The sequence below is a fragment of the Isoptericola haloaureus genome (genome assembly GCF_036689775.1).
Taxonomy (GTDB): Bacteria; Actinomycetota; Actinomycetes; order Actinomycetales; family Cellulomonadaceae; genus Isoptericola; species Isoptericola haloaureus.
Genome location: NZ_JBAGLP010000105.1, coordinates 155293 through 180551 on the forward strand (window position 1 = coordinate 155293; position 25259 = coordinate 180551).

Annotated in this window: 17 protein-coding genes, 1 tRNA gene and 2 pseudogenes; 12 read left to right on the forward strand and 8 right to left on the reverse strand. The window is 72.0% G+C overall.

Annotated features, from left to right (window positions below; genetic code table 11):
• Nucleotides 1-21: 21 nt before the first annotated feature.
• The 3 genes from helR (at nt 22) to V5O49_RS02695 (ending at nt 4032) form a co-directional block, all read left to right on the forward strand.
• Entirely contained in the window at nt 22-2322 is a 2301-nt protein-coding gene (gene helR / locus V5O49_RS02685) for an RNA polymerase recycling motor ATPase HelR (protein WP_332900884.1), read from the forward strand.
• 82 nt (nt 2323-2404) lie between these two features.
• On the forward strand, nt 2405-3193 hold the full coding sequence (rdfA, locus tag V5O49_RS02690; protein WP_332900885.1) for a rod-determining factor RdfA: 789 nt from the start codon (nt 2405-2407) through the stop codon (nt 3191-3193).
• 68 nt (nt 3194-3261) lie between these two features.
• Nucleotides 3262-4032 (forward strand): GTP pyrophosphokinase, encoded by a 771-nt coding sequence (locus V5O49_RS02695; RefSeq protein ID WP_332900886.1) that lies wholly within the window; start codon nt 3262-3264, stop codon nt 4030-4032.
• A 44-nt stretch (nt 4033-4076) separates the two neighbouring features.
• On the opposite strand, the gene V5O49_RS02700 is transcribed toward V5O49_RS02695, so the two are convergent.
• Nucleotides 4077-4880: an alpha/beta fold hydrolase gene (locus V5O49_RS02700; protein WP_332900887.1), complete on the reverse strand. Its 804-nt coding sequence runs from the start codon at nt 4878-4880 to the stop codon at nt 4077-4079.
• A 110-nt stretch (nt 4881-4990) separates the two neighbouring features.
• Here V5O49_RS02700 and V5O49_RS02705 point away from each other — a divergent pair, with 110 nt between their 5' ends.
• The 5 genes from V5O49_RS02705 (at nt 4991) to V5O49_RS02725 (ending at nt 9813) form a co-directional block, all read left to right on the forward strand.
• Nucleotides 4991-6067 (forward strand): FAD-dependent oxidoreductase, encoded by a 1077-nt coding sequence (locus V5O49_RS02705; protein WP_332900888.1) that lies wholly within the window; start codon nt 4991-4993, stop codon nt 6065-6067.
• The gene (locus V5O49_RS02710) at nt 6064-6981 is read left to right on the forward strand and encodes an RNA polymerase sigma-70 factor (RefSeq protein WP_332900889.1); all 918 of its coding nucleotides are present in this window, start codon (nt 6064-6066) and stop codon (nt 6979-6981) included. Before V5O49_RS02705 ends, V5O49_RS02710 begins: the two co-directional genes overlap by 4 nt.
• 206 nt (nt 6982-7187) lie before the next feature.
• On the forward strand, nt 7188-7514 hold the full coding sequence (locus V5O49_RS02715) for a non-heme iron oxygenase ferredoxin subunit (protein ID WP_332900890.1): 327 nt from the start codon (nt 7188-7190) through the stop codon (nt 7512-7514).
• Complete coding sequence (locus V5O49_RS02720; protein WP_332900891.1) at nt 7511-8689, forward strand: NAD(P)/FAD-dependent oxidoreductase; 1179 nt, start codon at nt 7511-7513, stop codon at nt 8687-8689. Before V5O49_RS02715 ends, V5O49_RS02720 begins: the two co-directional genes overlap by 4 nt.
• Nucleotides 8686-9813: an aromatic ring-hydroxylating oxygenase subunit alpha gene (locus tag V5O49_RS02725; RefSeq protein ID WP_332900892.1), complete on the forward strand. Its 1128-nt coding sequence runs from the start codon at nt 8686-8688 to the stop codon at nt 9811-9813. The genes V5O49_RS02720 and V5O49_RS02725 overlap by 4 nt, the downstream gene beginning before the upstream one ends.
• Before the next feature lie 25 nt (nt 9814-9838).
• Here the strand turns inward: V5O49_RS02725 and solA are convergent, their stop codons facing one another.
• Both solA and V5O49_RS02735 read right to left on the reverse strand, forming a co-directional pair.
• Nucleotides 9839-10996, reverse strand: a complete 1158-nt coding sequence (solA, locus tag V5O49_RS02730) for an N-methyl-L-tryptophan oxidase (RefSeq protein ID WP_332900893.1) — start codon at nt 10994-10996, stop codon at nt 9839-9841.
• Between the two features lie 11 nt (nt 10997-11007).
• Complete coding sequence (locus V5O49_RS02735) at nt 11008-13518, reverse strand: FAD-dependent oxidoreductase (RefSeq protein ID WP_332900894.1); 2511 nt, start codon at nt 13516-13518, stop codon at nt 11008-11010.
• A 308-nt stretch (nt 13519-13826) separates the two neighbouring features.
• Between V5O49_RS02735 and V5O49_RS02740 the strand changes: the two genes are divergently transcribed.
• A complete protein-coding gene (locus V5O49_RS02740) occupies nt 13827-16349 on the forward strand; it encodes an Ig-like domain repeat protein (protein ID WP_332900895.1) in 2523 nt (840 codons plus the stop codon).
• A 42-nt stretch (nt 16350-16391) separates the two neighbouring features.
• Here the strand turns inward: V5O49_RS02740 and V5O49_RS02745 are convergent, their stop codons facing one another.
• Nucleotides 16392-17174 carry an IclR family transcriptional regulator gene (locus tag V5O49_RS02745; protein WP_332900896.1) on the reverse strand — a complete coding sequence of 261 codons (783 nt, stop codon included), beginning with the start codon at nt 17172-17174 and terminating at the stop codon, nt 16392-16394.
• A gap of 540 nt (nt 17175-17714) precedes the next feature.
• Between V5O49_RS02745 and V5O49_RS02750 the strand changes: the two genes are divergently transcribed.
• Complete coding sequence (locus V5O49_RS02750) at nt 17715-19013, forward strand: carboxypeptidase-like regulatory domain-containing protein (protein ID WP_332900897.1); 1299 nt, start codon at nt 17715-17717, stop codon at nt 19011-19013.
• A gap of 109 nt (nt 19014-19122) precedes the next feature.
• On the opposite strand, the gene V5O49_RS02755 is transcribed toward V5O49_RS02750, so the two are convergent.
• Nucleotides 19123-19707, reverse strand: coding sequence for a DUF4143 domain-containing protein (locus V5O49_RS02755; RefSeq protein WP_332900898.1), 585 nt, complete (start codon nt 19705-19707; stop codon nt 19123-19125).
• A 136-nt stretch (nt 19708-19843) separates the two neighbouring features.
• On the opposite strand from V5O49_RS02755, the pseudogene V5O49_RS02760 reads away from it, so the two are divergent.
• Nucleotides 19844-20796 (forward strand): annotated as a pseudogene (locus V5O49_RS02760) (IS3 family transposase); the annotation flags it as partial.
• 7 nt (nt 20797-20803) lie between these two features.
• Here the strand turns inward: V5O49_RS02760 and V5O49_RS02765 are convergent.
• Nucleotides 20804-22153 carry an IS30 family transposase gene (locus V5O49_RS02765; RefSeq protein WP_332900984.1) on the reverse strand — a complete coding sequence of 450 codons (1350 nt, stop codon included), beginning with the start codon at nt 22151-22153 and terminating at the stop codon, nt 20804-20806.
• A gap of 94 nt (nt 22154-22247) precedes the next feature.
• Between V5O49_RS02765 and V5O49_RS02770 the strand changes: the two are divergent.
• Nucleotides 22248-22556 (forward strand): annotated as a pseudogene (locus V5O49_RS02770) (integrase core domain-containing protein); the annotation flags it as partial.
• A gap of 325 nt (nt 22557-22881) precedes the next feature.
• Here V5O49_RS02770 and V5O49_RS02775 read toward each other — a convergent pair.
• Entirely contained in the window at nt 22882-24132 is a 1251-nt protein-coding gene (locus tag V5O49_RS02775; RefSeq protein ID WP_332900899.1) for an ATP-binding protein, read from the reverse strand.
• Between the two features lie 679 nt (nt 24133-24811).
• A tRNA-Leu gene (locus V5O49_RS02780) sits at nt 24812-24895 on the reverse strand.
• Nucleotides 24896-25259: the final 364 nt, after the last annotated feature.

The following is a 25259-nucleotide window of genomic DNA, read 5'->3' on the forward strand; positions in this document are numbered from 1 at the left end:
CGGGCCGACCGACCGGAGCTGATGCCCGTGCTGCCTCGCCGACCGTTCCACCTGTCCGAGCACCTCGCCGCCAAGGACGACCCCGCACTGATCGCCGCCGACGAGGCGCACTTCGCCGCGATCGCCGCCGCGATCGACCAGCAGGTCGCGGACCTGACCGCGCGCCTGGACGCCGCCCGTCGCGCCCCGGGTCGGTCCGGGCAGGCCGCCCTCGAGCGCGACCAGGAGATCCACCGCCTCTCCGCCCGGCTGCGGATGCTCCGGCGCTTCGGCGTCGACCTGTGCCTGGGCCGCATGGTGCGGACCGACGGGGTCACCTACGTCGGCCGGACCGGGCTGACCGACGCCGCGGGGGAGCGGCTGCTGCTCGACTGGCGCTCGCCCGCCGCCGAGCCGTTCTTCGGCGCTACGCACGGCGACCCGCGGGGGCTGGTCAGCCGACGGCGCTACCGGTGGACCGACGGGCGGGTCACCGACTACTGGGACGAGGTCTTCACCTCCGACGGGCTCGCGGGGCACGCCGCCCTGGACGACCAGTCCGCGTTCGTCGCGAGCCTGGGGGCCAGCCGTTCGCCCCGCATGCGCGACGTCCTCGCGACCATCGCGGCCGACCAGGACGCGATCGTGCGTGCAGGGTCGGCCGGCACCCTGGTGGTCGACGGCGGGCCGGGTACCGGCAAGACCGTCGTCGCCCTGCACCGGGCGGCGTACCTGCTGTACTCGGACCCGCACGTCGGCGAGCACCACGGGGGCGTGCTCTTCGTCGGCCCGCACCGGCCCTACCTCGACTACGTGGCCGACGTCCTGCCCGGCCTCGGTGAGGAGGGGGTGCGCACCTGCACCCTGGCGGACCTCGTGCCCGAGGGGGACGACGCCCCGCCCGAGACCGACCCGGTCGTCGCCCGGCTCAAGTCCGACGCGCGGATGGTGACCGTCGTCGACCCGGCCGTCGCGCTCTTCGAGCAGCCCCCGACCGAGGGGATGCTGGTCGAGACCCCGTCGGGCGACGTGTGGCTCGACCCGCGCGACTGGGCGGAGGCGTTCGACGCCCCCGACCCCGGGACACCGCACAACGAGGCGGCCGACGAGGTCTTCGGCGCGCTGCTGACGATCCTCGCCGACAAGCTCGCCGACGCGGTCGGGGAACCCGCGGAGGAGGGGTTCGGGTCCGACGAGAACCCCGGCTGGGACGCCGTGCCCGGGGTGCGCCTCGGCGACGACGAGTTCGACGCCTACGGGACCGCCGGTCCCGAGCCCGGGGTCGACCTGCGCGAGGAGCTGGCCGCCGACGACGCGCTGCGGCGCGCCGTGGCACGCGCCTGGCCGCTGCTGGAACCCACCGACCTCGTCGGGGACCTGTGGACGGTGCCCGCGTACCTGCGCCGGTGCGCACCGTGGCTGACGGCGGACGAGGTCGCCGCGCTGCAGCGTCCGGACGCGCACGGGTGGACCGGGGCCGACCTGCCGCTCCTCGACGCGGCCCGCCGCCGGCTCGGGGACCCCGACGCTGCCCGCCGTCGCCACCGGGCCGAGGCGGCGCGGGCCGCCGAGCGCGCCCGGATCGCCGACGTCGTCGAGCACCTGATCGCCACCGACGACTCCGATCTCGGCGTGATGTCCATGCTGCGGGGCCAGGACCTGCAGGCGGCGCTGGTGGGCGACGCGGGGGTGACCGTCCCCACGCCGGACGCACTCGCCGGGCCGTTCGCGCACGTCGTCGTCGACGAGGCCCAGGAGCTCACGGACGCGCAGTGGCAGATGCTGCTGGCCCGCTGCCCGTCCCGCAGCCTCACCGTCGTGGGGGACCGGGCCCAGGCGCGGCACGGGTTCGCCGAGTCCTGGACCGAGCGGCTGACGTGGGTCGGGCTGGACCGCATCGGGCAGGCGTCGCTGACGATCAACTACCGCACGCCCGAGGAGGTCATGGCGGTGGCCGCCCCGGTGATCCGGGCGGCGGTCCCCGACGCCAACGTCCCGACGTCGGTGCGGCCCGGGGGCGCTCCGGTGCGGTGCGGGACGACGGCGGACCTCGTCCCGGTCGTGGACGCGTGGCTCGCGGAGCACCCCGAGGGCACCGTGTGCGTGATCGACGCGGGCCGGTCGGCCGACGCCGCCGTCGCGGGCCGCGACCGGGTGCGGTCCCTGACCCCCGAAACCGCCAAGGGCCTCGAGTTCGACCTCGTGGTGCTCGTGGAGCCGGAGCGGCTGGGTGACGGGATCGAGGGTGCCGTGGACCGGTACGTCAGCATGACCCGGGCCACCCGCGAGCTCGTGGTGCTGAGCCGACCGCGAGCGGCCGGAAGTGTACCCACCCGCACCTGAACGCGACCTGATCACCACCTGCTCCCGTTCCCAGACTCGTGTGTTTACGCTCGCCGTCCTGCACCCTCGGGAGGAGTCACCCATGTCGATCAAGCGTCCGCTCGCCGCCGCCACCCTGGCTGCGGTCGTCGCCCTCGCCGGCTGCAGCGCCGGCTCCGAGAGCGAGGACACCTCGTCCGCGTCGGCCGCCCCCAGCGCCGAAGCCACGCCGGACGCCGGAGCCGCGCCCGAGGCAGGCGCCGCGCCCGAGGCCGACCTCGAGGACGTGCCCGACGTCGTCGCCGAGGTCAACGGGGAGGAGGTCGGCCGCGAGGAGTTCGTCACGAGCTTCGAGGGACAGCTGCAGCAGGCGGCTCTGTCCCAGCAGCAGAGCGGTGCCGGTGCGGTCGACCAGGACGCGCTCAAGCAGCAGGTCGTCGAGCAGCTGGTGAACAACCGGCTCCTGACCCAGGCCGCGGCCGAGGCCGGGATCGAGCCCACCGCGCAGGACGTCCAGTCCACGCTCGAGGACGTCGCCGCGCAGAACGGGCTCGAGTCCGCCGACGCGGTCGTCTCCGCGCTGGAAGAGCAGGGCCTGACGGAGGAGCAGGTGCGCGAGGACGCCGCGACCCAGTTCCAGGTCTCCACCTACATCGAGTCCGAGGCCGACGTGCAGGAGCCGTCCGAGCAGGAGCTGCGCGCGCAGTACGACACGCTCGTCGAGCAGATGGAGTCCCAGGGCGGCGACGGCGCGTCGGCACCCGAGGTCCCGCCGTTCGAGGACGTGCGCGACCAGCTCGCCCAGCAGGCCACCAGTCAGCAGCAGAGCGCGGCGATCGACACGATCGTCACCGACCTGCGCGAGGACGCGGACGTCACGATCCACCTGTGAGCCCTGCCGGGCGGAACGCCCGGTCACCGTCCGACGTTGAGCGGGCAGTGACCAACCGAGGAGTACAGATGGATCAGGGCCACGGGCACGACGTCGGGCTGCGGGTCGAGCACGCGATCATGGCGCGGCTGCAGACGGAGTCGCCGGAGCTCGTGCTGGCGGACGACCGCGACGGGCTGCTGGCGCGGTTCCGGGAGCTGCGCACGGAGTTCCAGCGGCTGCGGCTCATCTACCAGTTCGGCATCGAAGAGGTGTCGACCAAGGTGAACATCCTGCGCCAGGAGTTCGAGAGCACCTACGACTACAGCCCGATCGAGCACGTGCGCAGCCGGCTCAAGGCCCCTGACAGCATCCTGACCAAGGCGGTGCGCCAGGGCACCGACCTCACGGTCCCGGCGATCCGGTCCGAGATCCGCGACATCGCCGGCATCCGGATCACGTGCTCGTTCGTCTCCGACGTCTACTGGATCGCGGAGATGCTCAGCACCCAGGCCGACCTGCGGCTGATGGCCACCAAGGACTACATCGCCGCGCCGAAGCCGAACGGCTACCGGTCGCTGCACCTCATCGTCGAGGTGCCGGTCTTCCTGTCCGACCACGTCGAGCACGTCCCGGTCGAGCTGCAGGTCCGCACCATCGCCATGGACTTCTGGGCCTCGATGGAGCACAAGCTGCACTACAAGTACAACGCCGAGCTGCCGGCGGACCTCGCCGCGGAGATCGACGACGCCGCCCGCGTCGCGGCCGAGCTCGACGCCCGGATGGGCCGGTTGCGCGACGAGGTCCGGCCGTCGCCCCGAGCGAGAGCCGACGACGACCGCGCCGCCCTGCACGGCTGACCTGCGCGGCTGACCTGCGCGGCCGGTCCGCGCGCCGGTCCGCCTCAGCCCCGGAGGAACTCTCGGACCACGGTCGCGAACCCCTCCGGGTCGGTCTGGTCCGCCACGTGCTGCTGGCCCTCGAGCGTCACGACCCGGCAGTCCGGGACGGACCCCGCCACGGTCCGGATCGCGTCCTGCAGGAACTCCGGGCTGTCCCCGCCCCGGATCAGCAGGGTCGGCGCCGTGACGGCGGCCGCCTCGGCGGGGTCCAGCAGCAGCGGGACGCTCTCCTCGCGCGGCAGGGTCGGGGCCGTGGCCACGCGCGCCGGCCAGCTCGGCTGCTCCCGGAGCACGGCGAGCTCTGCCTCGGGCATGTGCAGGACGTCCCGCATCATGACCTCGACGGCTTCCTCGTACCGTCCGGCGTCGACCGCCGCCTGCACCCGGGCGACCACCTCGGGCGGCTGGGGGTGCGGCACGACCGCCGGTTCGTAGAGCACCAGCCGGCGCACCTGCGCGGTGCGTCCCGCGGCCCGGACCGAGAGGTAGCCGCCGAACGAGTGGCCCAGCACGTCGGTCGGGTGCCCGGCGTCGGCGACCACGGCCTCGACGACGGCGACCACGTCCTCGACCTCACGCTCCGGTGCCCAGTCCGGGCCGTCCGAGCTGCCGCCCCGTCCGCGCCGGTCCATCGCGTGCACCGTCCGGTCGTCGCTGAGGTACTCGGTGATGCGCCAGCGCCGGTGGTCGGACATCGACCCGTGCACCAGGAGCAGCGGGGGACCGGACCCGGTGCTCCACACCGCCAGCCGGGTCCCGTCCGGCGACGTGACGTACCACGGGTCTGATGACGACGTCTGGACCATCGCGACCTCCCGGGGACCGCCCTTCCAGGATCCCACCGGACCGACCGGCAGGCCATGTCACACCTCGTCGCTCACCGGTGTCGTATGGGTGAGACGAGAGGAACGGGATCATGCACCACACACAGGTCGTCGTGGTCGGCGCCGGGTACGCCGGTGTCGCGGCCGCGAACAGGATCGCCCGGGAGGGCGCAGCCCACGTCACGGTGGTCAACCCGCGCGACGAGTTCGTCGAGCGCATCCGCCTGCACCAGCACGCCGCCCGGACGGAGTCGGCGGTCCGCCCGCTGCGGTCGGTGCTGCGACCCGAGGTCGCGCTGCACGTCGGCACGGCCACCCGGGTCGCCGGGGACGGGGTGGAGCTGGCCGACGGCGGGGATCTCGCGGCCGACCGGGTCGTGCACGCCGTGGGCAGCGGCGCACCGCGGTCCCTGCCCGGGGCGCTGTCCGTGCAGCACCTTCCGGGCGCCACCGCGCTGCGCGACCGGCTCGACGCTGCGGCCCCGGGCACGCCGGTGACGGTCGTCGGCGGCGGGCTCACCGGGATCGAGACGGCGGCCGAGATCGCCGAGGGCCGTCCGCACCTGGTCGTGCGGCTCGTCGCGTCGACCCTGGCGGGCGGGCTGTCGGACGCCGGTCGCGACGTGCTGCGGCGCGCGCTCGCTGCGCTCGGCGTCGAGGTGCGCGAGGGTGAGCGGGTGGACCACGTCGGCGAGGGCATCACGGTGGACTCGACGTCGTTCACCGTGCCGGACCTGGCGCGGGCCAGCGGCCTCGCGGTGGACGAGGCCGGACGGCTGCGCGTCGACGAGTCGCTGCGGAGCGTGCAGGTCCCCACGATCGTGGCGGCCGGGGACGCCGCAGCTACGACGGCGCGGTGGAGCTGCCAGGCCGCCCTGCCGCTGGGCATCGCCGCTGCCACCACGGTCCTGGCCGAACTCCGCGGCCAGGAGCCGCCCGCGGCGTCGGTCGGGTTCACGGCGACCTGCGTCAGCCTGGGTCGCCGCCGGGGCCTGGTCCAACCCAGCGAGCTCGACGACACCCCGCGCGGCCGGGTGCTGGGCGGACGGACGGCGGCCCTGGTCAAGGAGCAGATCTGCCGCGGGACGGTATGGCTCGCCCGGCACCCGAGCCCGCTGTTCACGCGCGCGGGCGACCTGCCGCTGGTCCCGGCGTGGGAGGCGGCATGACCGATAGCCCGTCGGCCGACGACGCCGCGACCGGGCCGTTCGTCGAGCACCGCCCGCTGCTCTTCACCGTGGCCTACGAGCTGCTGGGCAGCGCCGCCGACGCCGAGGACGTCGTGCAGGAGACCTGGTTGCGCTGGTCGCGGGCGGTCCACGCGGCCGCCGGCGGCGGGGAGGAGATCCGCGACCCGCGGGCCTACCTCGTCGCGGTGGTGACGCGGCTGGGGCTGAACCACCTGCGGACCCTGAAGCGTCGTCGGGAGGACTACGTCGGGCCGTGGCTGCCCGAACCGGTCCGCGGCGTCGACGACCCGGTGGCCGACGCTCTGCTCGCCGAGTCGGTGGGGGTGGCGATGCTCCTGGTCCTGGAGACCCTCAGTCCGCTCGAGCGCGCCGTGTTCGTGCTCGGCGAGGTGTTCGGCTTCGGGACCGCCGAGATCGCCGCGGCCACGGGCCGGAGCCCGGCCGCGGTGCGTCAGACGGCGCACCGGGCACGGGAGCACGTCCAGGCCCGACGTCCGCGGTTCGACCCCTCGCCGCAGCAGCGCGCCGAGGTGGCCCGGCGGTTCGTCGTCGCGGCCCAGGCCGGCGACGTCGAGGGGCTGATGGACGTGCTCGCCCCGGACGTGGTGTCGCTGTCCGACGGCGGCGGGGTGGCCTCGGCGGCGCGGCGCCCGATCCGCGGGGCGGAGATGGTGGCGGCGTTCCTCGCCGGGCTGGTCCGCACGGCGGGGGCCGGCACCCGCTGGGAGGAGGGGTCCTACAACGGGCTTCCCGCCGTGGTGGTGCGCCGCGACGGGACGGCCGAGGTCGCCGTGCTGGTGGACACCTTCGGCGACCGGGTGACGGCGTTGTACCTGGTCCGGAACCCGGAGAAGCTGGGAGGCCTCGACGAGGCCCGGCCGCTGGCGCGGTGATCCGGGCCGGGTCGTGACGGACCGGTCGGCCGGCGGCGTTTCAGCGCCGTAAACATTCGCGAACCGTTCGGGAACGTCGTTGACAGCGCCCGCGGCGCATCCGCACGCTGTTGTGTATCGCGAACGACGTTGCGCATAGCGCATCACCGCCCGCGATCTCTCGACGTCCGAGCCGGGGAGCCGCCGGTATGCATCGTCTGTGTTCGTTGAGCGACCTCACCCCGGGTGAGGGACTGCGGGTCGACTCCGTCGCGCCGCCGGTCGCCGTCTTCCTCGCGGAGGACGGCACCGTGCACGCGATCGACGACACCTGCACCCACCAGGACGCCTCCCTCGCGGAGGGCTGGCTCGAGGACGGCGCGGTCGAGTGCCCGCTGCACGAGAGCCGGTTCTGCCTGCGCAGCGGGGTGCCCGACGGCGGCCCCGCGCGCGGCGGCGTGCGGGTGCACCGGGCGGAGGTGGTCGACGGCGAGGTCCTCGTCGAGCTGTCGACCGCCGCGCCCTGCCTGCCGCCCGGGGTGGTCTCCGCATGACCGGGCCCGTGGACGCCGTCACCCGCACCGGCGTCGTCGTGGTCGGCGCGGGCCTCGCCGGCTGGACCGTCGCCAGCACGCTGCGGACCGAGGGCTACACCGGCGACGTCGTCGTCATCGGCGCCGAGGAGCACGCGCCCTACGACCGCCCCCCGCTGAGCAAGGACTTCCTCGCCGGGCGGCTGCACCGGGGCGACCTCGCCCTGAGCCCGCCGGACGGGGACGACGGCGTCACCTGGCGGCTCGGCCGCCGAGCCGTCGCGCTGGACGTCGACGCCCGCGCCGTGACGCTCGACGACGGCACCCTCGTCGTCGGGGACCACGTGGTCGTCGCGACGGGAGCCGTCGCGCGGCGGCTGCCCGGTGCGGTGGCCGGGATCCACACGGTCGCCACGCTGGAGGACGCCGAGGCGCTGCGGTCCGCCGTCGGTCCCGGGGTCCGTGTCGTCGTGGCCGGCGCCGGGTTCCTGGGTCTCGAGGTCGCCGCGTCCCTGACGACGCTGGGTGCCCGGGTCACCGTGGCCTGCGCCGACGACGGACCGCTGCTGCGCACGATCGGTCCCGACGCGAGCGCCGCGGTGCAGACGCTGCACGGGTCGCACGGCGTCCGGATGGTCACCGGCGTGCGGGTCCTGAGCGCGCTCGCCGACGCCACCGGGTCCGGGACGTCCGGCGTCCTGCTCGACGACGGGCGCGAGCTGCCGGCCGACGTCGTCGTCGCGGCCGCGGGCGCCGACCCGGCCGCCGGCTGGCTGTGGGGCAGCGGCCTGACGCTGGACGGCGGAGTCGTCTGCGACGCGACGGGCAACGCCGCGCCGGGGGTGCACGCCGTCGGCGACTGCGCGGTCTGGGCGGGCGAGCGCTGCTCCCACTGGACGCGCACCGTGCGCCAGGCGCGCCGCGTGGCCGCCGTCGTCGCCCACGGGCAGCCGCCCGAGGCCGACGTCGAACCCGACTACGTCTGGTCCGACCAGTACGACGCCCGGCTGCAGATGGCGGGCAGCCTGCGCGGTGGCGAGACCTCCGAGGTGCTCTCGGCCGACGGTGGACTGTTCGTCGTCTTCCGCTCCGGCGACGAGGAGGTCGCGGCCTTCGCCCTGAACCAGCCCCGCCGGCTGATGCGCTGGCGCAAGACACACCGCCGTCGGCCCGCCTCCGAGAGGATCCCCGCATGATCATCGAGCAGCTCGACGAGCCCCTGCCGGGGTCGATCCTGCCCACGCTGGGCGGCAGCTGGTACACCGACCCCGACGTGTTCGCCCTGGAGCAGGAGCGCATCTTCTCCACGCAGTGGATGTGCGTGCTGCGCGCTGACGACATCCCCGGGGCGGGCGACTACCGCCTGGTGCAGGTCGGCCGCGAGCAGGTCGTGGTGTCCCGGAACCGCCGGGGCGAGATCCGGGCCTTCCTCAACGTGTGCCGGCACCGCGGCATGCGGGTGTGCACCGAGCCCGCCGGCACCGCCCGCAAGTTCCAGTGCGGCTACCACGCGTGGACGTACGACCTCGACGGACGGCTCGTCGCCGCCCCCAACCTCACCCGCATGCCCGACGTCGACCGCGACGCGTACGGGCTGCGCGGCGTCGCCGTGCACGAGTGGATGGGCTACGTGTGGGTCTGCCTGGCGGACTCGCCGCCGTCGTTCACCGAGACGGTGCTGGGCGAGCTGGTCACGCGGCTCGGGGAGGCCGAGACCTTCGACGCCTGGCAGGTCGCCGACCTGCGGCTCGGGAAGCGGATCGCCTACGACGTGCACGCCAACTGGAAGCTGATCATCGAGAACTTCATGGAGTGCTACCACTGCGCCACGATCCACCCCGAGCTCACCGAGGTCATCCCCGAGTTCGCCGACGGCTGGGCGGCGCAGACGTACGTCGGGCGCGGCGCGGAGTTCGGCGAGGGGGTCGAGGGGTTCACCGTCGACGGGTCCGCCGGCGTGGCGCCGCTCCCGCTGCTCGCCGCCGACCAGGAGCGACGCTACTTCGCGGTGACGATCAAGCCGTCGGTGTTCGTCAACATGGTGCCGGACCACGTCGTCGTGCACCGCATGTTCCCCACCGCGGTGGACCGTACGTACGTCGAGTGCGACTGGCTGTTCCTGCCCGAGGTCGTCGAGGCGGGGACGGACGTGTCCCGGTCGGTCGAGCTCTTCGACCGGGTCAACCGGCAGGACTTCGAGGCCTGCGAGCGGACCCAGCCGGCGATGTCGTCGGCCGCCTACGCCGACGGCGGCTCGCTGGTGCCGGCCGAGCACCACATCGAGACCTTCCACGCCTGGGTGCGCGAGCAGCTCGCGTGACGCCGACCGGCGCCGGCGCCGCGGGTCAGGGCCGCAGCACCGGGCGCCGGGGGTCGAACAGCCCGATCGGCAGGTCGGTCGCGCCGTCGGTCGTCAGGTCCGCGAGGATCTCGCCGACCACCGGCACGAACTTGAACCCGTGCCCGCTGAACCCGCAGGCGATCGCGACCTGGTCGTGCAGCGGGTGGGTGCCGATGACGAAGTGCTCGTCGGGTGCCACGGTGTACAGGCAGGTCTTGGCCTGGACCACGGGACCGGTCAGGTGCGGGAAGAGCTCGAGGGCCCGACGGCGCATCTCGGCGGTCTCGTCGGAGTGCACGACGCGGTCGACGGCGTCGGGGTCGGTCGGCGTGCCCAGGTGGAAGTACCCGAGCTTGAACCCGCCGGCGGGGCCGTCGGTCATCGGGAACCCGTAGATCTGGCCGTTGCCGTGGGTCTCCTCGATGTACACGGGGTGCTGCTCCTGCGACCACCGCTCGACCGGGACGGCGTCGGTGTCCGGGGTGAACCAGTAGAAGACCATGCGCTCGACCGACAGCGGCAGCTCGAGCTCGGGCAGCATCTGCGGCGCCCACGCGCCCGGCGTCACCACGAGCCGGTCGGCGCCGTAGGTGCCCTCGGGGGTGACCACCTCGACGCCGCCGCCCGGGGTCGCGCTCCAGCGCTGCACCCGCTCCCCGAAGCGCAGCGTCGCGCCGTTGCGGGCCGCCACCTCGGTGTTGGCGATCACCGTCTCCTCCGGGCGTACATAACCCGCCGCCGACTCGTACAAGCCCATCGCGTCGTCCGCCGGGTCCATGGTGGGGAAGCGGCGGCGGATCTCCGCGGCGTCCAGCACCTCGTGGTCCAGGCCGTGCTCCTCGGCGGCCGCCCGGCTGCGCGCGTAGGTCGGGCTGGCCGGGTCCCCGAGGTAGATGCCGCCGCACAGGGTGAGCAGGTCGCGTCCCGACTCGGCCTCGAGCCGGGACCAGCCCTCGTAGGCCCGGCGCAGCAGGGGGACGTACTCGGGGGACTCGAAGTACGACTGCCGCACGATCCGCGTCCCGCCGTGCGCCGAGCCCTGGTCGTGGCCGGGGGTGAACGACTCCAGGCCGAGGACGTCGAGGCCGCGCGCCGCGAGCTCGTTGGCTGCCGCACCGCCCATCGAGCCGAGGCCGAGGACGATGACGTCGTGGTGCTGCACGGGTACCTCTCTCAGCGCAGGATGCGCGACATCTCGGGGTCGACCAGCGGTTCGGACTGCACGGTAGCGGGCAGGCGGTGCCCGAAGTACTCGATCTCCAGGGCGCGGCCCGGCTCGGCCAGCTCCGGGGGCAGCCAGGCATACGCCACGGTCACCCCGAGCGTGTACGCCTGGTCGGCGCTGGTCACGTACCCGACGGCGCCCTCGCCCGGTCCGGCGGCCCGGGCCAGCACCGGCTCGCCGCCGAGCACGACCGCGTCCGGGTCGTCGAGCGTGAGGCAGGCGAGCCGCCGTCGGACCGGCCGGTCCTCGAGCGCCGCCCGGCCCACGAAGTCGCCCTTGCGGCGGCTCACGGCGAACCCGAGGCCGGCCTCCGCCGGGGAGTGCTCGCGGCTGATGTCGCTGCCGTAGGCGCGGTAGCCCTTCTCGAGGCGCAGCGCGTGGAACGCGCGTCGTCCTCCGGCGACGAGTCCCGACGACGTGCCGGCCTCCCAGAGGCTGTCCCACAACCGTCGGCCGTGGTCGGCGGTGGTCCACAGCTCCCAGCCGAGATCGCCGACGTAGCTGACGCGCATCGCCAGCACGTCCGCACCCGCGACCCGGAGCTGCTTCGCGCGGAAGTAGCCGAGCGCCGCGTGCGAGACGTCGTCGTCGGTGAGGCGTTCGAGGACGTCTCGGGCACGCGGTCCCCACAGCCCGAGCCCGCACGTCCCCGCGGTGAGGTCGGTGATCCGGACGGTGTCGGGGCACCGGCTCTCCAGGTAGACGTGGTCCCGGTGCCCGTTGGTGCCGACGAGGTAGCGCTCGGGCCCGAGCCGGGTCACGGTGACGTCCGAGCGGATGCCGCCCGCGTCGTCGAGCAGCAGCGCGTACACGACCCGACCGACGGCCCGGTCGACGTCGTTGCTGGCCAGGTGCTGCAGGAACGCGGTCGCCCCGGGGCCGGAGACCTCGAGGCGGGACAGCGGGGTCATGTCGTACAGGCCGACGGCGGTGCGGGTGGCGTGGGCCTCCGCGGCCGCGATCGGCGACCAGTGCCGCGCGGCCCACGCGTCGCGCTCCGGGACGCGGTCGAGGTCGTCCACGAGCGGGGCGTTGGCCTCGAACCACAGCGGCCGCTCCCAGCCGTTCGCCTGCTCGAACACGGCCCCGAGCTCACGCTGGCGGTCGTGGAACGGGCTCGTGCGCAGGCCCCGCTGCACCTCGGTGGAGGCCTGCGGGTGGACGACGTCGTAGACCTCCGCGTACGCCTCGGCCGCCCGTGCGCGCGTCCAGTCGCGGCTGACGACGGCGGGGTCGAAGCGGGTGTACTCCAGCCCGTGGGTGTCGACGCCCGGGTCGTCGCGCACGATCCAGTCGGCCATGACCTGCCCGACGCCGGCGGACTGGGTGACCCAGACGGCCTGCGCGAGCCACAGCCCGTCCACCCCGGCGACCGGACCCAGCATCGGCCCGCCGTCGGGCGTGAAGGAGAAGATGCCGTTGAAGCCCTCGCCGAAGGGGACGTCGCGCAGCTCGGGCAGCAACCGGCGCGCCTCGTCCCACGACGGGCCGAAGTCCTCCCAGGTCAGCGGGTGCATCGCGGGGTGCACGCCGGTGGCCGCGAACTCGTCGGCGCCCGCCACGCCGTCGGGCTCCACGGGCATCGGCCGATGGCGGTAGGCGCCGATGCCGATCCGGTCGACGTACTCGCGCAGGTACAGCGAGAAGTCCTGGTGGCGGAGCATCGGGCGGGAGGCCTCGTCGAGAACGTCGTGCCGACCGATCAGTCCGGGCACGGGTGCGGAGAGGCCGAAGCAGTGCTCCATGGGCATCATCGGCAGCTCGAACCCGAGCAGGTCGCGGGCCAGGCCCGGACCCCACAGGCCGGCGCAGGCCACGACGACGTCGGCCGGCACGTGCTCCGGCGTCGCGCCGTCGGGTGCCGGGACCGGAAGGACCTCGACCCCGGTGACGCGGCCGCCGGTCCGGGTCACGCCCACGACCCGGGTGCGGGGCACGAGGCGGGCGCCGTGCTCCACGGCCCGCTCGGCCTGCCAGCGGACGGCGGGCACGGACTTCACGACGCCGTCGGTCGGGGTGTGGAAGCCGCCGAGCACGCCGGAGGTGTCCAGGCCCGGCCAGACCTCGGCGCACTCGTCGGGGTCGACGAGCCGGGACGGGATGCCCCAGGACTGCGCGAGGCCGTGCCGGCGGGACAGGTCGTGCAGGCGCTCGGGGGTGGTCGCGATCTCCAGGCCGCCGAGCCGCTTGAGCAGCCACTGCCCGTCCACCTTCTGCCCGTCGAGCTTGTCGAGGGTGCGGCGGGCCAGCAGGCTCATCGTGCGGTGCGGGGAGGTCTGGAAGACGAAGCCCGGCGCGTGCGAGGAGGAGCCGCCGGTCTCCCACAGGGGACCCTGCTCGAGGACGGTCACGTGCCGCATGCCGCGCTGGGTGAGCTCGTCGGCCAGCGCGGCGCCGACGACGCCGAGGCCGATCACGACGATGCGGGGCTGGTGGTCGAGGCGGGACAGGTCGGTCATCGCACGGCCTCCTCGGTCGGAGGATGTCGCGCTCTGCGCAACATCGTGTCTATGACGCAACAGCGTAGGCGTGCACGACGGCGGGGACGAGGGTCCTCGGTCAGGGTTTACGCAGCATTTACGCGGCTAGGCGCCGAGCCCGGCGGGACGTCCGGCCCGCGGAACGGTCTTCACGCCCCGCCGTCGGCGCTCGGCCCCGTGGCGCAGCGTCGATGGAGTGCCGTTGACCTACCCGCCACGTCCTCTTTGAACCTCGGGGTGGATAGTCGCTAGGGTCCAGGCACTCGCCCCCCTCGTTGGAGAACCCGATGACGACCTCCGCCGCCCGACGCTCCCCCTCCCTCGTCCGGAGGGCGGGCGCGTCGCTGGTCGCGTCGGCCCTGACGGTCGGGCTCTCGGCCGGCCCGGTGGATGCCGTCCCGGCAGCCCCGGCCCCGCTGACGGACGGCGCCGGCCCCGCACGCATCGACACGACGACCGAGCCGCTCGAACGCACCTTCGTGCAGGAGGGTTCCGCAGGACCGGACGGCGGGCAGCTGGTCGCGTGGGGAAACCGCACCAGTGCACCGGCCACGCTGCCCAACGGCGTGCATGCCGTCGGGATGGCGGTCAGCGACCAACAGCTCCTGGTCCTCCGCAGCGACGGTGGCGTCGACCGCCATGAGCTGAGCTCGTCGCGACGGTCACAGCACGCCCCGGCCCCGACCGCCGAAGTCAGCTACACGGCCGTGGCCACCACGTACAACGGGTCCGCACGACTCCTCCGCTCGGACGGCACCGTGGCGGACATGTCGGGCGACATCGTGCTCACCCCGCCGGACGGCTCCTCCTACACGGCGATCGCCGAGGGCCTCGCTCTGCGCTCGGACGGAACCCTCGACCCGTCCGGCCATCCCGGCATCGTCTGCACCGACGCGCGGGATCCCGGGGAGAACCTTCAGTACACCGCGATCTCCCGAGGGTCCGGCTCGGAGAGCTGGGCCGCGCTCCGCAGCGACGGTGCCCTCGTCGTCTGTCACGCCGGACGCGACTCCTCCACAACCACGGTCTACGAGCCGCCGGCGGGCACCCGGTTCATCGGCGTCGACATGCAGGACCAGGCGATCGGCGCCACCGCCGACGGTCGGGTCATCTCACCAACCTCCGGGGAGGAGCTCACCGCAGCCCCGGATGGTCGCTCGGTCGTCACTCTCGCGACGATGGGCGGCGGCAGGGGGGCCGCGACCTTGGACGACGGGACGCTCCTGACGTGGGGCCTGAGCGCACCCGGCGCGACGCCCCCCACGGTGCCGCAGGACCGTGCGGTCTACACAGCGGTCGCCGGCGACGACGACACCTCGCGACGCTGGGCGATCATGCACGGCGACCCAGTCGCCGTGGACGTCGTCCTGGACCGGGGGGCAGCACCCGCGGACCGGCCGCGCCGCGTGACGGACTGGATCCGGATGGCGGTCAGCGCCTCGTTGCCCGACGGCACCCCCGTCTCGGGTGAAGTCACGACGACAGTGCGGGGCCCGGACGGCTCGACGACGTCGCTCGAAGCGAGCCCCGTGGAGAACGGCGAGGCGGAGGTCGACTTCGACTCTCGTGACCATGAGGACGCGGGCAGGTACGAGCTGGACCTGACGTTCACCGGCAGCCCGTACGCCGCGACGATCCTCACCACCGCGCTCGACCTCGAGGCACCGAGCCCGGTCACGGTGAGCACCACCGGCCCGTCGACGTGGCATCAAGGCACCGAAGACACCCTCTGCGTCACGCTGGCCACCGAGGACGGCTCTCGGCTGTGGTATCCGAACTACGACCAGGCTGCTCTACGCAGCACCGACGGAACGCCGAGCGAGCTCTACACCTCGTACGACGGCGCACGCGCCAGTGGATGTGCTGAGCACATGGCACTCCCGGTGGGCTCCCATACCGTGCACCTGGACTACGGCAGCTGGGGGGACGTCGACGCTGCCTCATGGAGCGGTGAGGTCGAGGTCCTTCCGGCGGCGACGACACAGATCGACACGGATCTGCCCGGGTCGTGGACGTACGGCCACCAGCCCGAGGTCGTGTGGGCGACCGTGACCGCCGAGGACACGACGCCGGTCGGGACCACTGGCCTCAGGCTCGAGGACTGGTACTTCGGCTCCGACACCAGGCTGGACGCCGAAGGCCGCGCTCGACTCTGGCTCGGGAACGAGGACGAACTGGAGCCCGGCACCCATACGCTTACTGCTGTCTACAAGGGTGGCCACGGCTTCCTCCCTTCCCAGCAGGACCACACGGTGATCGTCGAACCCGCTGCCTTCACCGCGGCAGAGGCGTCGATCACGGGCGCCCCGGTGGTCGGGCAGGCGCTGACGGCGGAGACCGGCACATGGACGCCGGCCGCGACGGGCTTCGACTACGTGTGGCGCGTGGACGGCGAGCCTGTTCACGGCGCGACGTCTCGCACGTTCACCCTCCCGCCGTCGGCCCTGAACAAGCGCGTGACGGTCACCGTCACGGGCAGCGGGGAGCATCACGAGTCGACGGTCACGAGCGACCCGACGGGCTCCGTCGCGCACGGGGCCGTCACCGCGCCGCGGCCCACCATCGACGGCGCCCTCAAGGTCGGATCCACCCTCACCGTCGACCGCGGCACCTGGGACCCCGAACCCACCTGGCACAAGTACATCTGGAAGGCCGACGGCGTGCGCATCGCCACCACCCGGTCGAACACCTTCACCATCCCCGCCTCCGCCCACGGCAAACGCCTCGTCGTCAAGGTCAAGGGCTCACGACCCGGCTACGAGAAGAAGACCACAGCCAGCTACTGGACGAAGAGGGTTCGCGCTTCGTGAGAGGACCGAGGAGCCTCTTGCCCCCTCCCGGGGGGGCGTCGGTTACGCGCCGAGCCGCGCGCTGAGCCCCGCGGCATGCCGGGTCAGCACCGCCGCGATCTCCTCGAAGGCCTCGGGAGCCATCCGGAAGCTCGGCGCCGTCACGCTCAGCGCCGCCACCACGCGACCACCGGTCCCGTGCACCGGGACCGCGAGCGCATTGGTGTCCTGCTCCCACTCCGCGACGGCGGCCGCCCAGCCACGACGCCGGATCGTGGCGAGCTCCTCGCGCAGCGCCGCGGGGTCCGTGATCGTGCGGTCCGTGCACACCTCGAGCGGGCCGTCGAGCACCGTCGCCAGGACCTCGTCGCCGGCGTGGGCGAGCAACATCTTGCCGGTCGACGTCGCGTGCAGCGGGGTGCGCTGGCCGACGTACTGCCGGGCCACCCCGACGAGCTGCGAGCTCGTGGTCTGTGTGATGTTCACCGCCGCGTCGTCGTCGAGGATCGCGACGTTGCTGGTCTCGTCGACCTCGGTCGTGACGTCGTCGCACACCGCCCGGGCGTCCGTCGCGATGTCCATGCGGCGCGTCACCCGTCCGGCCAGCCGGAGCAGCCCGACGCCGAGGTCGTAGGTGCCGCGGCGCTCCTCCTGCTCGACCAGGTCGTGCGCCTCCAGCGTCGCCAGCAGGCGGAACGCGGTGGAACGGTGCACGCCCAGCTCGCGGGCGATCTCGCTGACCCCGAGCTCGCCGGCGGTAGCCAGCAGCTCCAGGATGGCGGCGGCCCGGTCGACGGACTGGACGGCACCGTCCTTGGTCGCACGACCCCCCGAGCTCTCCGCCATCGCACCAGGTTATCGCTGCGACGTGAGGCGGCCGCCCGGAGCACGTCGGCCGCTCCGGGGTCGACATCCGCCCCGCGTTCGCCGGGGAACGCTGACCCGCCGCGCCGTCGTAGGCCGTCGCGCGTACCCCGATCCTGGCGACGGATGCGGGACCAGACGGGGTCGGCCGGCTTGTAGATCGCACCTTATGCGCCGACGATCGGACCGGACGGTTGCGCCGACGGTGTTCTCGGCGAGCAGCTCGCGCAGGTCCCGGCGCCCCCACCCGCCGACACAGCGTGCCAGCACCTTCACCCCCACTTTCACCCGCACTGGTACGGCGGCCATCGAGGGCGTCCTCTAGCGTCGACGGCAAGCAGCGCTCGACGCCCCGGCGGGGTCCGACGCTCCGTCGCACACCTCGGGAGCCTGATGTCTATCGCACGGCACCACCGACTCACCGTCCTCACTGCACTGTTCGCAGCACTGGTCACCGCGCTGACGCCGATGACCTGGCAGGTCCCCGCCGCGGCCGCAGCACCCGGAGTCGTCTCGGGACGCGTGGTCGACTGGCGGGGCGAGCCCGTCGCGGGAGCATCCGTCCTGGTCTGGGACGGGAGGATCTCCGGCTCCCGAGCTGTCGAGACCGCCACCGACGATCTCGGGTACTACTCCCTCGATCGTCCCGCCGGGTGGTACCAGGTGATCGCAGAACCTCGCTGGCTGATCGGCGGCTACGAGACCACCGCGGAGGGGGGAGCGCCTGTCCGCGTGGACGCAGGATCTACCACGACGGCGAACGTCACGCTCCAGGCTGCCGGTGTCGTGCAGGCCAAGGTCGTGCGGCGCGACGGTTCGCTGGTGTCGCCATCCGAGGTCCGCATCCGCATCGATCGTTGCTGGGGAACCTGGGATCCCGACGGTCGAGCATACTTCCGCGGAGAAGCGCAGGCAGTCCAAGCGCCCCCCGGGACCTACCGGGTCTGCGTCGACGTGTACCAGCGCGCCCCTGGACAGCCGCGATTGGCCCGCATCAAGCGCACGGTCACGGTTGTGGCGGGCGAGAAGGTCAACCTCGGCAAGCTCCGGCTGCCCGCTACCGGCACGGTGACGGGCAGGCTGAACTTCAGGGGTGACCTGACAGGTCCCTACGGCACCATGGCCATCGCGTTGGAGACCATGGACGGCACCCAGGTCGACGTCAAGCACAAGGGCCAGAAGAAGTCGGTGACCTTCCGGCGGGTGACACCCGGCCGCTACCGGGTGATCGCCATCGGCACGAACACGTCGCGGGTCGTGCAGGTGAACGCTCGCACGACCACCACCTTCCCGACCTTCTCCTACCGCCTCTCGACGGTCTCCGGCACCGTCCGCGTCCCCCGGCACAAGTCGGCCTGCGTCTCCTACTACGACAAGTGGGGCTATGGAGCGCAGAAGACGTGCGGCGGCGGGAAGTTCCCGTACCGTTTCGGCGGCCCCGTGAAGAGCACGTACCGCCTCGAGATCTCCAGCGTCGACAGGGTGTCAGGGGGTCGAGCCAAGGTGACGCTGTCGAGCGGCGGATCCACCGCGCGCAAGAACTTCTGGCTCCGGAGGACGACCCCGAAGCGAACCTTCTCCGGCACGGTCCACACCCCGGACAACCGGCCACCGGCAGCCCTCATCCGCATTCCCAGCCAGTCGGCATCGAGCTACTACCAGATCACGATCAAGGTGCGTGCGGACGGCACGTTCTCCACGTCGAAGCTGCAGCGTCCCGAGACGAAGTTCTTCGTCTACGACCGGTTCGACCGGCGCATCAAGACCGGGAAGATCGGTACCGGGACCCACGACGTTCACCGCACTATCTGGATCACGTAGCGCCCCGGAGTGTCCACGGCGATGGCCCCGGTTCCCAAGAACCGGGGCCATCGTGCAATATGGCCGATCACGGGAACTCGCTCACCAGAGCATCCGACACTCGGGGTGTTCAGCCAGTTCGCGGCGCCGGCACGATGAGCACACCCTCGGCGCCGGTGGGTCCACACGAAGGGGCACGGCAGCCCACCGTCGTCGACGGGACGTCGCAGGATCTGTGGGGACGAGTCAGGTCCAGAGGCGCTCGATCGGGAGCACGTGAACCCTGTCGTCCACCTCGTATCCGGTCGTCCACCTCGCATCCCGTCGCAACCGTGCAGAACGTGACCCCGGCGACGAAGGATGATCCCAGGCGATCGCGCAGGGCGACCAGCGGTGCGAGGTGCGTCCGCTTGACGTGATCCCCTGCCTCGACGTCGATGGCGACGACCGCACCGTCGTGGCGCTCCAGGACCAGATCGACCTCGACGTTGTCCCTGGTGCGCCAGTACCCGGCTGAGACCGGGCAATCCACCCATGTCGTCTGCCGGATCGCATCCTGGACGACGAAGGACTCGAGCAGATGACCGAACTCCGCGAGGGAGGAGTGGTCGAGGCGCTTCATATTCGCGGCGCTCAGGCGCAGGGTGTAAGCGCCGATCCCCGAGTCGACGACGTGGATCTTGGGAGACTCGATACTCCTGGGCAGGACAGTCACGCCCCGAGGGCCTCAACTCCCGCATCCGCGTCCACGACGCCGACGTCAACCACGGCTTCATCCAGGTCCGCCGGCTGAACCCGACTGAGTCGCCCCGGCGTGTCCGGAGACCAGATTCCTTGGAAGGATGCTGGTTATGGCACGTCCCTCGAAGTACCCGCCGGAGCTGCGTGAGCGAGCGGTGCGGATGGTCGCTGAGGTGCGACCGAACTACGGCTCGGAGTACGAAGCGATCCGTGCGGTCGCGACCAGGCTCGGGGTCACTAGCACGGAGTCGGTGCGCAAGTGGGTGCGCCAGGCCCAGGTCGACTCGGGTCAGCGGCCCGGGGTCAGCACCGAGGAGTCCGCAGAGCTCAAGCGGCTGCGGCGCGAGAACGCCGAGCTGCGCCGGGCGAACGAGATCCTCAAGGCGGCGTCGGCTTTCTTCGCGGCCGAGCTCGACCGGCCCTCGACGAGATAGTGGCGTTCGTCAGCAGCCACAAGGACAGCCGCGAGGGTGGCCTGCGGTGGGGAGTCGAGCCGATCTGCGCCGTGCTCGGTGAGCACGGCATCAAGATCGCCCCGTCGACGTACTACGAGGCCCGCGATCGTGGCCCGTCCAAGCGGGCGGTGCGTGACGCCGAGCTGAAGTCCGCGATCTGGGCCGAGTGGTCCAAGCGCGGCATCCTGGGCGCCCGCAAGCTATGGCTCCGGCTTCGCAGGAACGGGCACGAGGTCGCCCGCTGCACCGTGGAACGCCTGATGCGCGAGCTGGGCATCACCGGCGCGGTGCGGGGCCGGCGCCCGGTCACCACAGTCGCCGATGCCAAGGCGGCCAGACCCGCCGACCTGGTGGACCGGCACTTCGCGGCGTTCGCTCCCGACCAGCTGTGGGTCGCGGACTTCACCTACGTGCCCACCTGGTCGGGCATGGTCTACGTCGCGTTCGTCTTCGACGTCCATTCCCGTCGGATCCTGGGCTGGCGTGCAGCCACCTCGATGCGCACCGATCTGGTCCTGGACTGCCTGGAGATGGCGATGTGGACCCGCCGCACCCAGGGCGTGACCGACCTGTCCGGGCTGGTCCACCACACCGACGCCGGCTCCCAGGGCGGATTCAACTGGTCGTCGCAACACGTTGCTGTTCCAGGGATAGTAGGTGCTCGTTCCAGGCTTCGGCGGGGGTGCGCCAGCCGAGTCTCTTGCGGGGGCGGGTGTTCAGAGCGTGAGCGACGGCCTGGAGGTCATCCGGTCTCCACCGGGCGAGGTCGGTGCCCTTGGGGAAGTACTGGCGCAGCAGCCCGTTGGTGTTCTCGTTCGTCCCGCGCTGCCAAGGGCTGCGGGGGTCGGCGAAGTAGACCTTCAGGCCGGTGTCGATGGTGAACTGCGCGTGGGCCGACATCTCCTTGCCGCGGTCCCAGGTCAGTGACCGCTTCAGATCCTCAGGCATCGATGCCAGCGCCGCCGCCAGCGCCTTGTTCATCGAGATGGCGCCGTAGCCCGAGAGCGCGACCCCGTTCTTGACGAGGGGCTGCTCGCGCCACCCGACCTCTCGCGGTAGATGGACGAGCGTCGTGAAGCCCGTGGTGCGCTCGACGACGGTCCCGATCGCTGACCTGTTGATCCCGATGATCAGATCGCCCTCGTGATGACCTGGAACGGCCCGGTCGTCTGCCTCTGCGGGCCTCTCGCTGATCAGGACGTCGGGGGTGACGTGCGCCCAGGCCACTCGCTTGGAGCGGGCGCGAGGCATGCGCAGCGCCCGACCGGTGCGCAGGCAGAGGATGAGTTCGCGCTTGAGCGCGCCCCTGGCCTCGATGAACAGGGCCTGGTAGATCGCCTCGTGGCTGATCCGCATGGACTCATCATCGGGGTGGTCGATCTTGAGCCGGTGTGAGATCTGCTCGGGGCTCCACGCGTTGACCCACCGGCGATCCTGACGGTGCGGCTTGTTCAGCCCCTTCCACTCCCGCTCTGTCGGACCGGGCACGATCTCACCGTTCGGCAGGCGGATCTGACCGGCGAGGCGTTCCTCGACGTACTTCCGTAGCTCGGGGTTCGTCGCGAGCTTTGCGGCCTTGGGTCGGCGGGCGTACAGCTCCGCCTTCCACTGCGCCACCGACGCCCGGTACTCGACCTTGCCGCTGCGGGTTGCCGCGTTGCGGCGCAGCTCCCTCGAGATCGTTGACGGGCTCCGCCCGAGCGCGCCGGCGATCTCGCGAACGCCCTTGCCGAGCGCGTTGAGGATCGCGATCTCCTCTCGCTCTGCGAACGACAGGTACCGGCCCGACGGGGCAGGCCAGGAGTATGGCGTCATCCCGCCAGCGTGGCGGAACCACCGCTGCCCCACGGCCTGCGCCACGCCCACGGCTTCGGCGGCCTCCCGCGGCAGCTTCCCCATCGCGACCTCATCCCAGAACGCGCGCTCCACCGCGCGCTGATGGCCCGGATGTCCCGGAGACCGCATCGGCCCCCGCTTGGCCACCTCCGTCACCCATCTCGACGGTCGTCCCACGACACCCTCCTGACCTCGGGTGTTGCGACCACCGGTTGAGCCCGGGCAGTACACCTCCATCGCGTTCACCGACCGGCTCGTCGAACACGGCATCGACGCCTCGGTCGGCTCGGTCGGCTCGGTCGGCGACGCGTACGACAACGCGCTTGCCGAGTCCCAGATCGGGCTCTACAAGACCGAGCTCATCCACCGCGAAGGCCCCTGGAAGGGCCGCGACCACGTCGAGATCGAGACACTGGACTGGGTGCACTGGTTCAACACCGAGCGCACCCACGGCTCGATCGACGACCTCACACCCCTCGAGGCCGAAGCGTTCTACTACAGTCACAGAAAGCGCCAAGCCGACGCGGCCTGACGCAACCCACCGAGTCTCCGGACACGCCGGGGCGACTCCGATCATCTCTTGACTCATATCGCCGACCAGGCCCACGCCAGCACAGCGCCAACCTCCAGAGCCCCGCGCGAACCATCCAGAAACGACAAAGATCCCGGCCGGGTCACCCCGGCCGGGACTTTTCGCAGCTCAACCGCTCTCGAAAACGAGAACAGTCCAACGTGGCTGATCTCGGGAAGTCGCTGACCAGCAGGGAGTCAGCGATCTCAAGCGAACCAGGCACACCTCCGAGGCCCTCCCAGGCACACCCGCTTCGCGTAGCGCCGCCTTGACCGGCGTCGAGGAGTCAGGTCCACAGTCGCTCGATCGGGAGCACGTGAATCCGGTCGTCCACCTCGTATCCGGTCCCGCCCGTGTAGAACGTGATCCCGGCTGCGAAGGACGACCCCAGACGATCGCGCAGGGCGACCAGCGGCGAGAGCTGTGTCCGCTTGACGTGATCCCCCGCCTTCACCTCGATGGCGACGACCGCACCGTCGTGGCGCTCAAGAACCAGGTCGACCTCGACGTTGTCCCGGGTGCGCCAGTACCCGGCCGAGACAGGGGCGTCCATCCACGTCGTCTGCCGGATCGCATCCTGGACGACGAAGGACTCGAGCAGGTGGCCGAACTCCGTGAGCGAGGACGGGTCGAGTCGCTTCATCTTCGCTGCGCTCAGCCGCAGCAGGTGCGCGCCGATTCCGGAGTCGACGACGTGGACCTTGGGAGACTCGATGCTCCTTGGCAGGACGGTCATGCCCCATGCGGGGAGCCGACGGACGAGGAACAGCGACTCGAGGAGCTCGATGTAGGCGGAGGTCGTGTCCCACGACGGAGCAACGTCACTGGCGACCTTCGAGACGTTGAGGACGCTGGCCGTCTGCCCGGCGGTGCGCGTGAGCACGTCCCGGAGGTCAGATTTTCTGCCGATGCGCCGCAGCTCGCCGGCGTCTCGTTGGATCGACTGCCCCACGTGCGCCTCGAACCAGCGGGACCGGTCGGCCTCGGTAGGTTGCGCAAGCGCAAGCGGCATCCCGCCTCGCATCACGCGATCGACATACTCGTCCCGCGACGCGGTGGCAGTCCGGACGTGGTGCTCGACGTCTCCCTCGAAAGCGCGCGCGATGAGATCGTTGCCTGTCGCATCGAGCTCGGCCTGCGTCAAGGGCATGACGGGTAGGCGCTGGATGCGCCCTGTCAGGGCTTGCGTGCCTTGCGGCAAAGAGTCGTAGCTCGCCGAGCCGGCAAGCACGAACATGCCCGGCCGCGTCTCGTGGTTGAGGCGAGCCTTGATCGCGTCCAGCAACGACGGAGCCTTCTGGTACTCGTCGATGAGCACCGGCGTGTCCTCTCCGACGACTGCAGACGGGCTGTTCAGTGCGAGCTGGAGGTAGTCCTCTCGATCCAGGTCGATCACGACGGCATCCGACTCGGCCGCCAGCCCATCCAGCAGCGTCGACTTGCCCACACCACGGGGCCCTTCGAGAAGAAGCACCGGAGTGGTCGCCGAGCGGTCGCGGACAACTCGGGTCAGTCGGCGTGCGATCAGGCTGGTCACGCACCCCAACGTAGCCGCAGGTCGGAATCTGCCGCTACCCCGAGTCGGAATCTGCCGCCCCCGAAACTCGGATCCTGCCGACACAGAACGTCGGAGCGTGCCGGTCTGCCCTGACCGTCTCGTCCCGCTCCTACCACCGCCGCAACCGGATCGAGGGCCTCAACTCCCGCATCCGCGTCCACGACGCCGACGTCAACCACGGCTTCATCCGGGTCCGCCGGCTGAACCCGACCGCCCTGCTGCTCGCCTTCGTCCTGGCTGCCTACAACGCCTGCGAGCTGCACCGCTGGTACGTCGCCGCCGGCATAACCGAGCCCTGGTAAGCCACGCTCGGCGAACCACCGGACGACCGACCGATGGGCTACACCACCCGCTCGGCGCCGAACCCGCACCGAGGACCACCCGGCAAGGCCGCCGCGACCCGCCACAACCCGACCACCTGACACCTACCGGCACCCGCCGGACGGACCAGCACGCCCCGCGCCGGGCCGGAGCACCCCGAGACAGCGCCACACACAGCCACAACCGCCGTCGGACCGCCGACCAGGCCCACGCCAGCACAGCGCCAACCTCTAGAGCCCTGCGCGAACCGCCCAGAAACGACAAAAGTCCCGGCCGGGTTACCCCGGCCGGGACTTTTCGCAGCTCAACCGCCCTCGATACCGAGAACAGTCCAACGTGCGCGAGGGGGGAGTTGAACCCCCACGCCCTCTCGGGCACACGGACCTGAACCGTGCGCGTCTGCCTATTCCGCCACTCGCGCTTGCCGGAGCAGATTAGCACGCACCGACCCCCGGATCCCAACCCGATCCAGGGCCTCCGGCGGCGACGTGCGTCACACCGCACCGCGAGGTTCGGCGGGACCTCGGGCCGCGACGGGTCAGCCGGTCAGGCATCAGCGGTCGAAGGCTGACCGGACGCGACGTCGACCGCTCAGCAACCACCCGGACAGGACCGTCCGCTCACCCTCGGACCGACCGACGGCAAGGAGAAGCCCCGCATCGTGATCCCCCTGTGACCTGGGGACCACCTCTGCCCCAGGGATTCGCACGAAATCCACAGGTTCGTGGGCGCGGGTGGTGCACCGTTGCCTACGATCTGGATAGTCTGCCCGCACACGACGGGCT

Excerpts from the sequence above, each read along its gene's own strand:
- helR (WP_332900884.1), top strand. The coding sequence starts at position 22 with ATGCCCGTGCTGCCTCGCCGACCGTTCCACCTGTCCGAGCACCTCGCC.
- rdfA (WP_332900885.1), top strand. The coding sequence starts at position 2,405 with ATGTCGATCAAGCGTCCGCTCGCCGCCGCCACCCTGGCTGCGGTCGTC.
- V5O49_RS02695 (WP_332900886.1), top strand. The coding sequence starts at position 3,262 with ATGGATCAGGGCCACGGGCACGACGTCGGGCTGCGGGTCGAGCACGCG.
- V5O49_RS02700 (WP_332900887.1), bottom strand. The coding sequence starts at position 4,880 with ATGGTCCAGACGTCGTCATCAGACCCGTGGTACGTCACGTCGCCGGAC.
- V5O49_RS02705 (WP_332900888.1), top strand. The coding sequence starts at position 4,991 with ATGCACCACACACAGGTCGTCGTGGTCGGCGCCGGGTACGCCGGTGTC.
- V5O49_RS02710 (WP_332900889.1), top strand. The coding sequence starts at position 6,064 with ATGACCGATAGCCCGTCGGCCGACGACGCCGCGACCGGGCCGTTCGTC.
- V5O49_RS02720 (WP_332900891.1), top strand. The coding sequence starts at position 7,511 with ATGACCGGGCCCGTGGACGCCGTCACCCGCACCGGCGTCGTCGTGGTC.
- V5O49_RS02725 (WP_332900892.1), top strand. The coding sequence starts at position 8,686 with ATGATCATCGAGCAGCTCGACGAGCCCCTGCCGGGGTCGATCCTGCCC.
- V5O49_RS02735 (WP_332900894.1), bottom strand. The coding sequence starts at position 13,518 with ATGACCGACCTGTCCCGCCTCGACCACCAGCCCCGCATCGTCGTGATC.
- V5O49_RS02740 (WP_332900895.1), top strand. The coding sequence starts at position 13,827 with ATGACGACCTCCGCCGCCCGACGCTCCCCCTCCCTCGTCCGGAGGGCG.
- V5O49_RS02745 (WP_332900896.1), bottom strand. The coding sequence starts at position 17,174 with ATGGCGGAGAGCTCGGGGGGTCGTGCGACCAAGGACGGTGCCGTCCAG.
- V5O49_RS02765 (WP_332900984.1), bottom strand. The coding sequence starts at position 22,153 with ATGCGGTCTCCGGGACATCCGGGCCATCAGCGCGCGGTGGAGCGCGCG.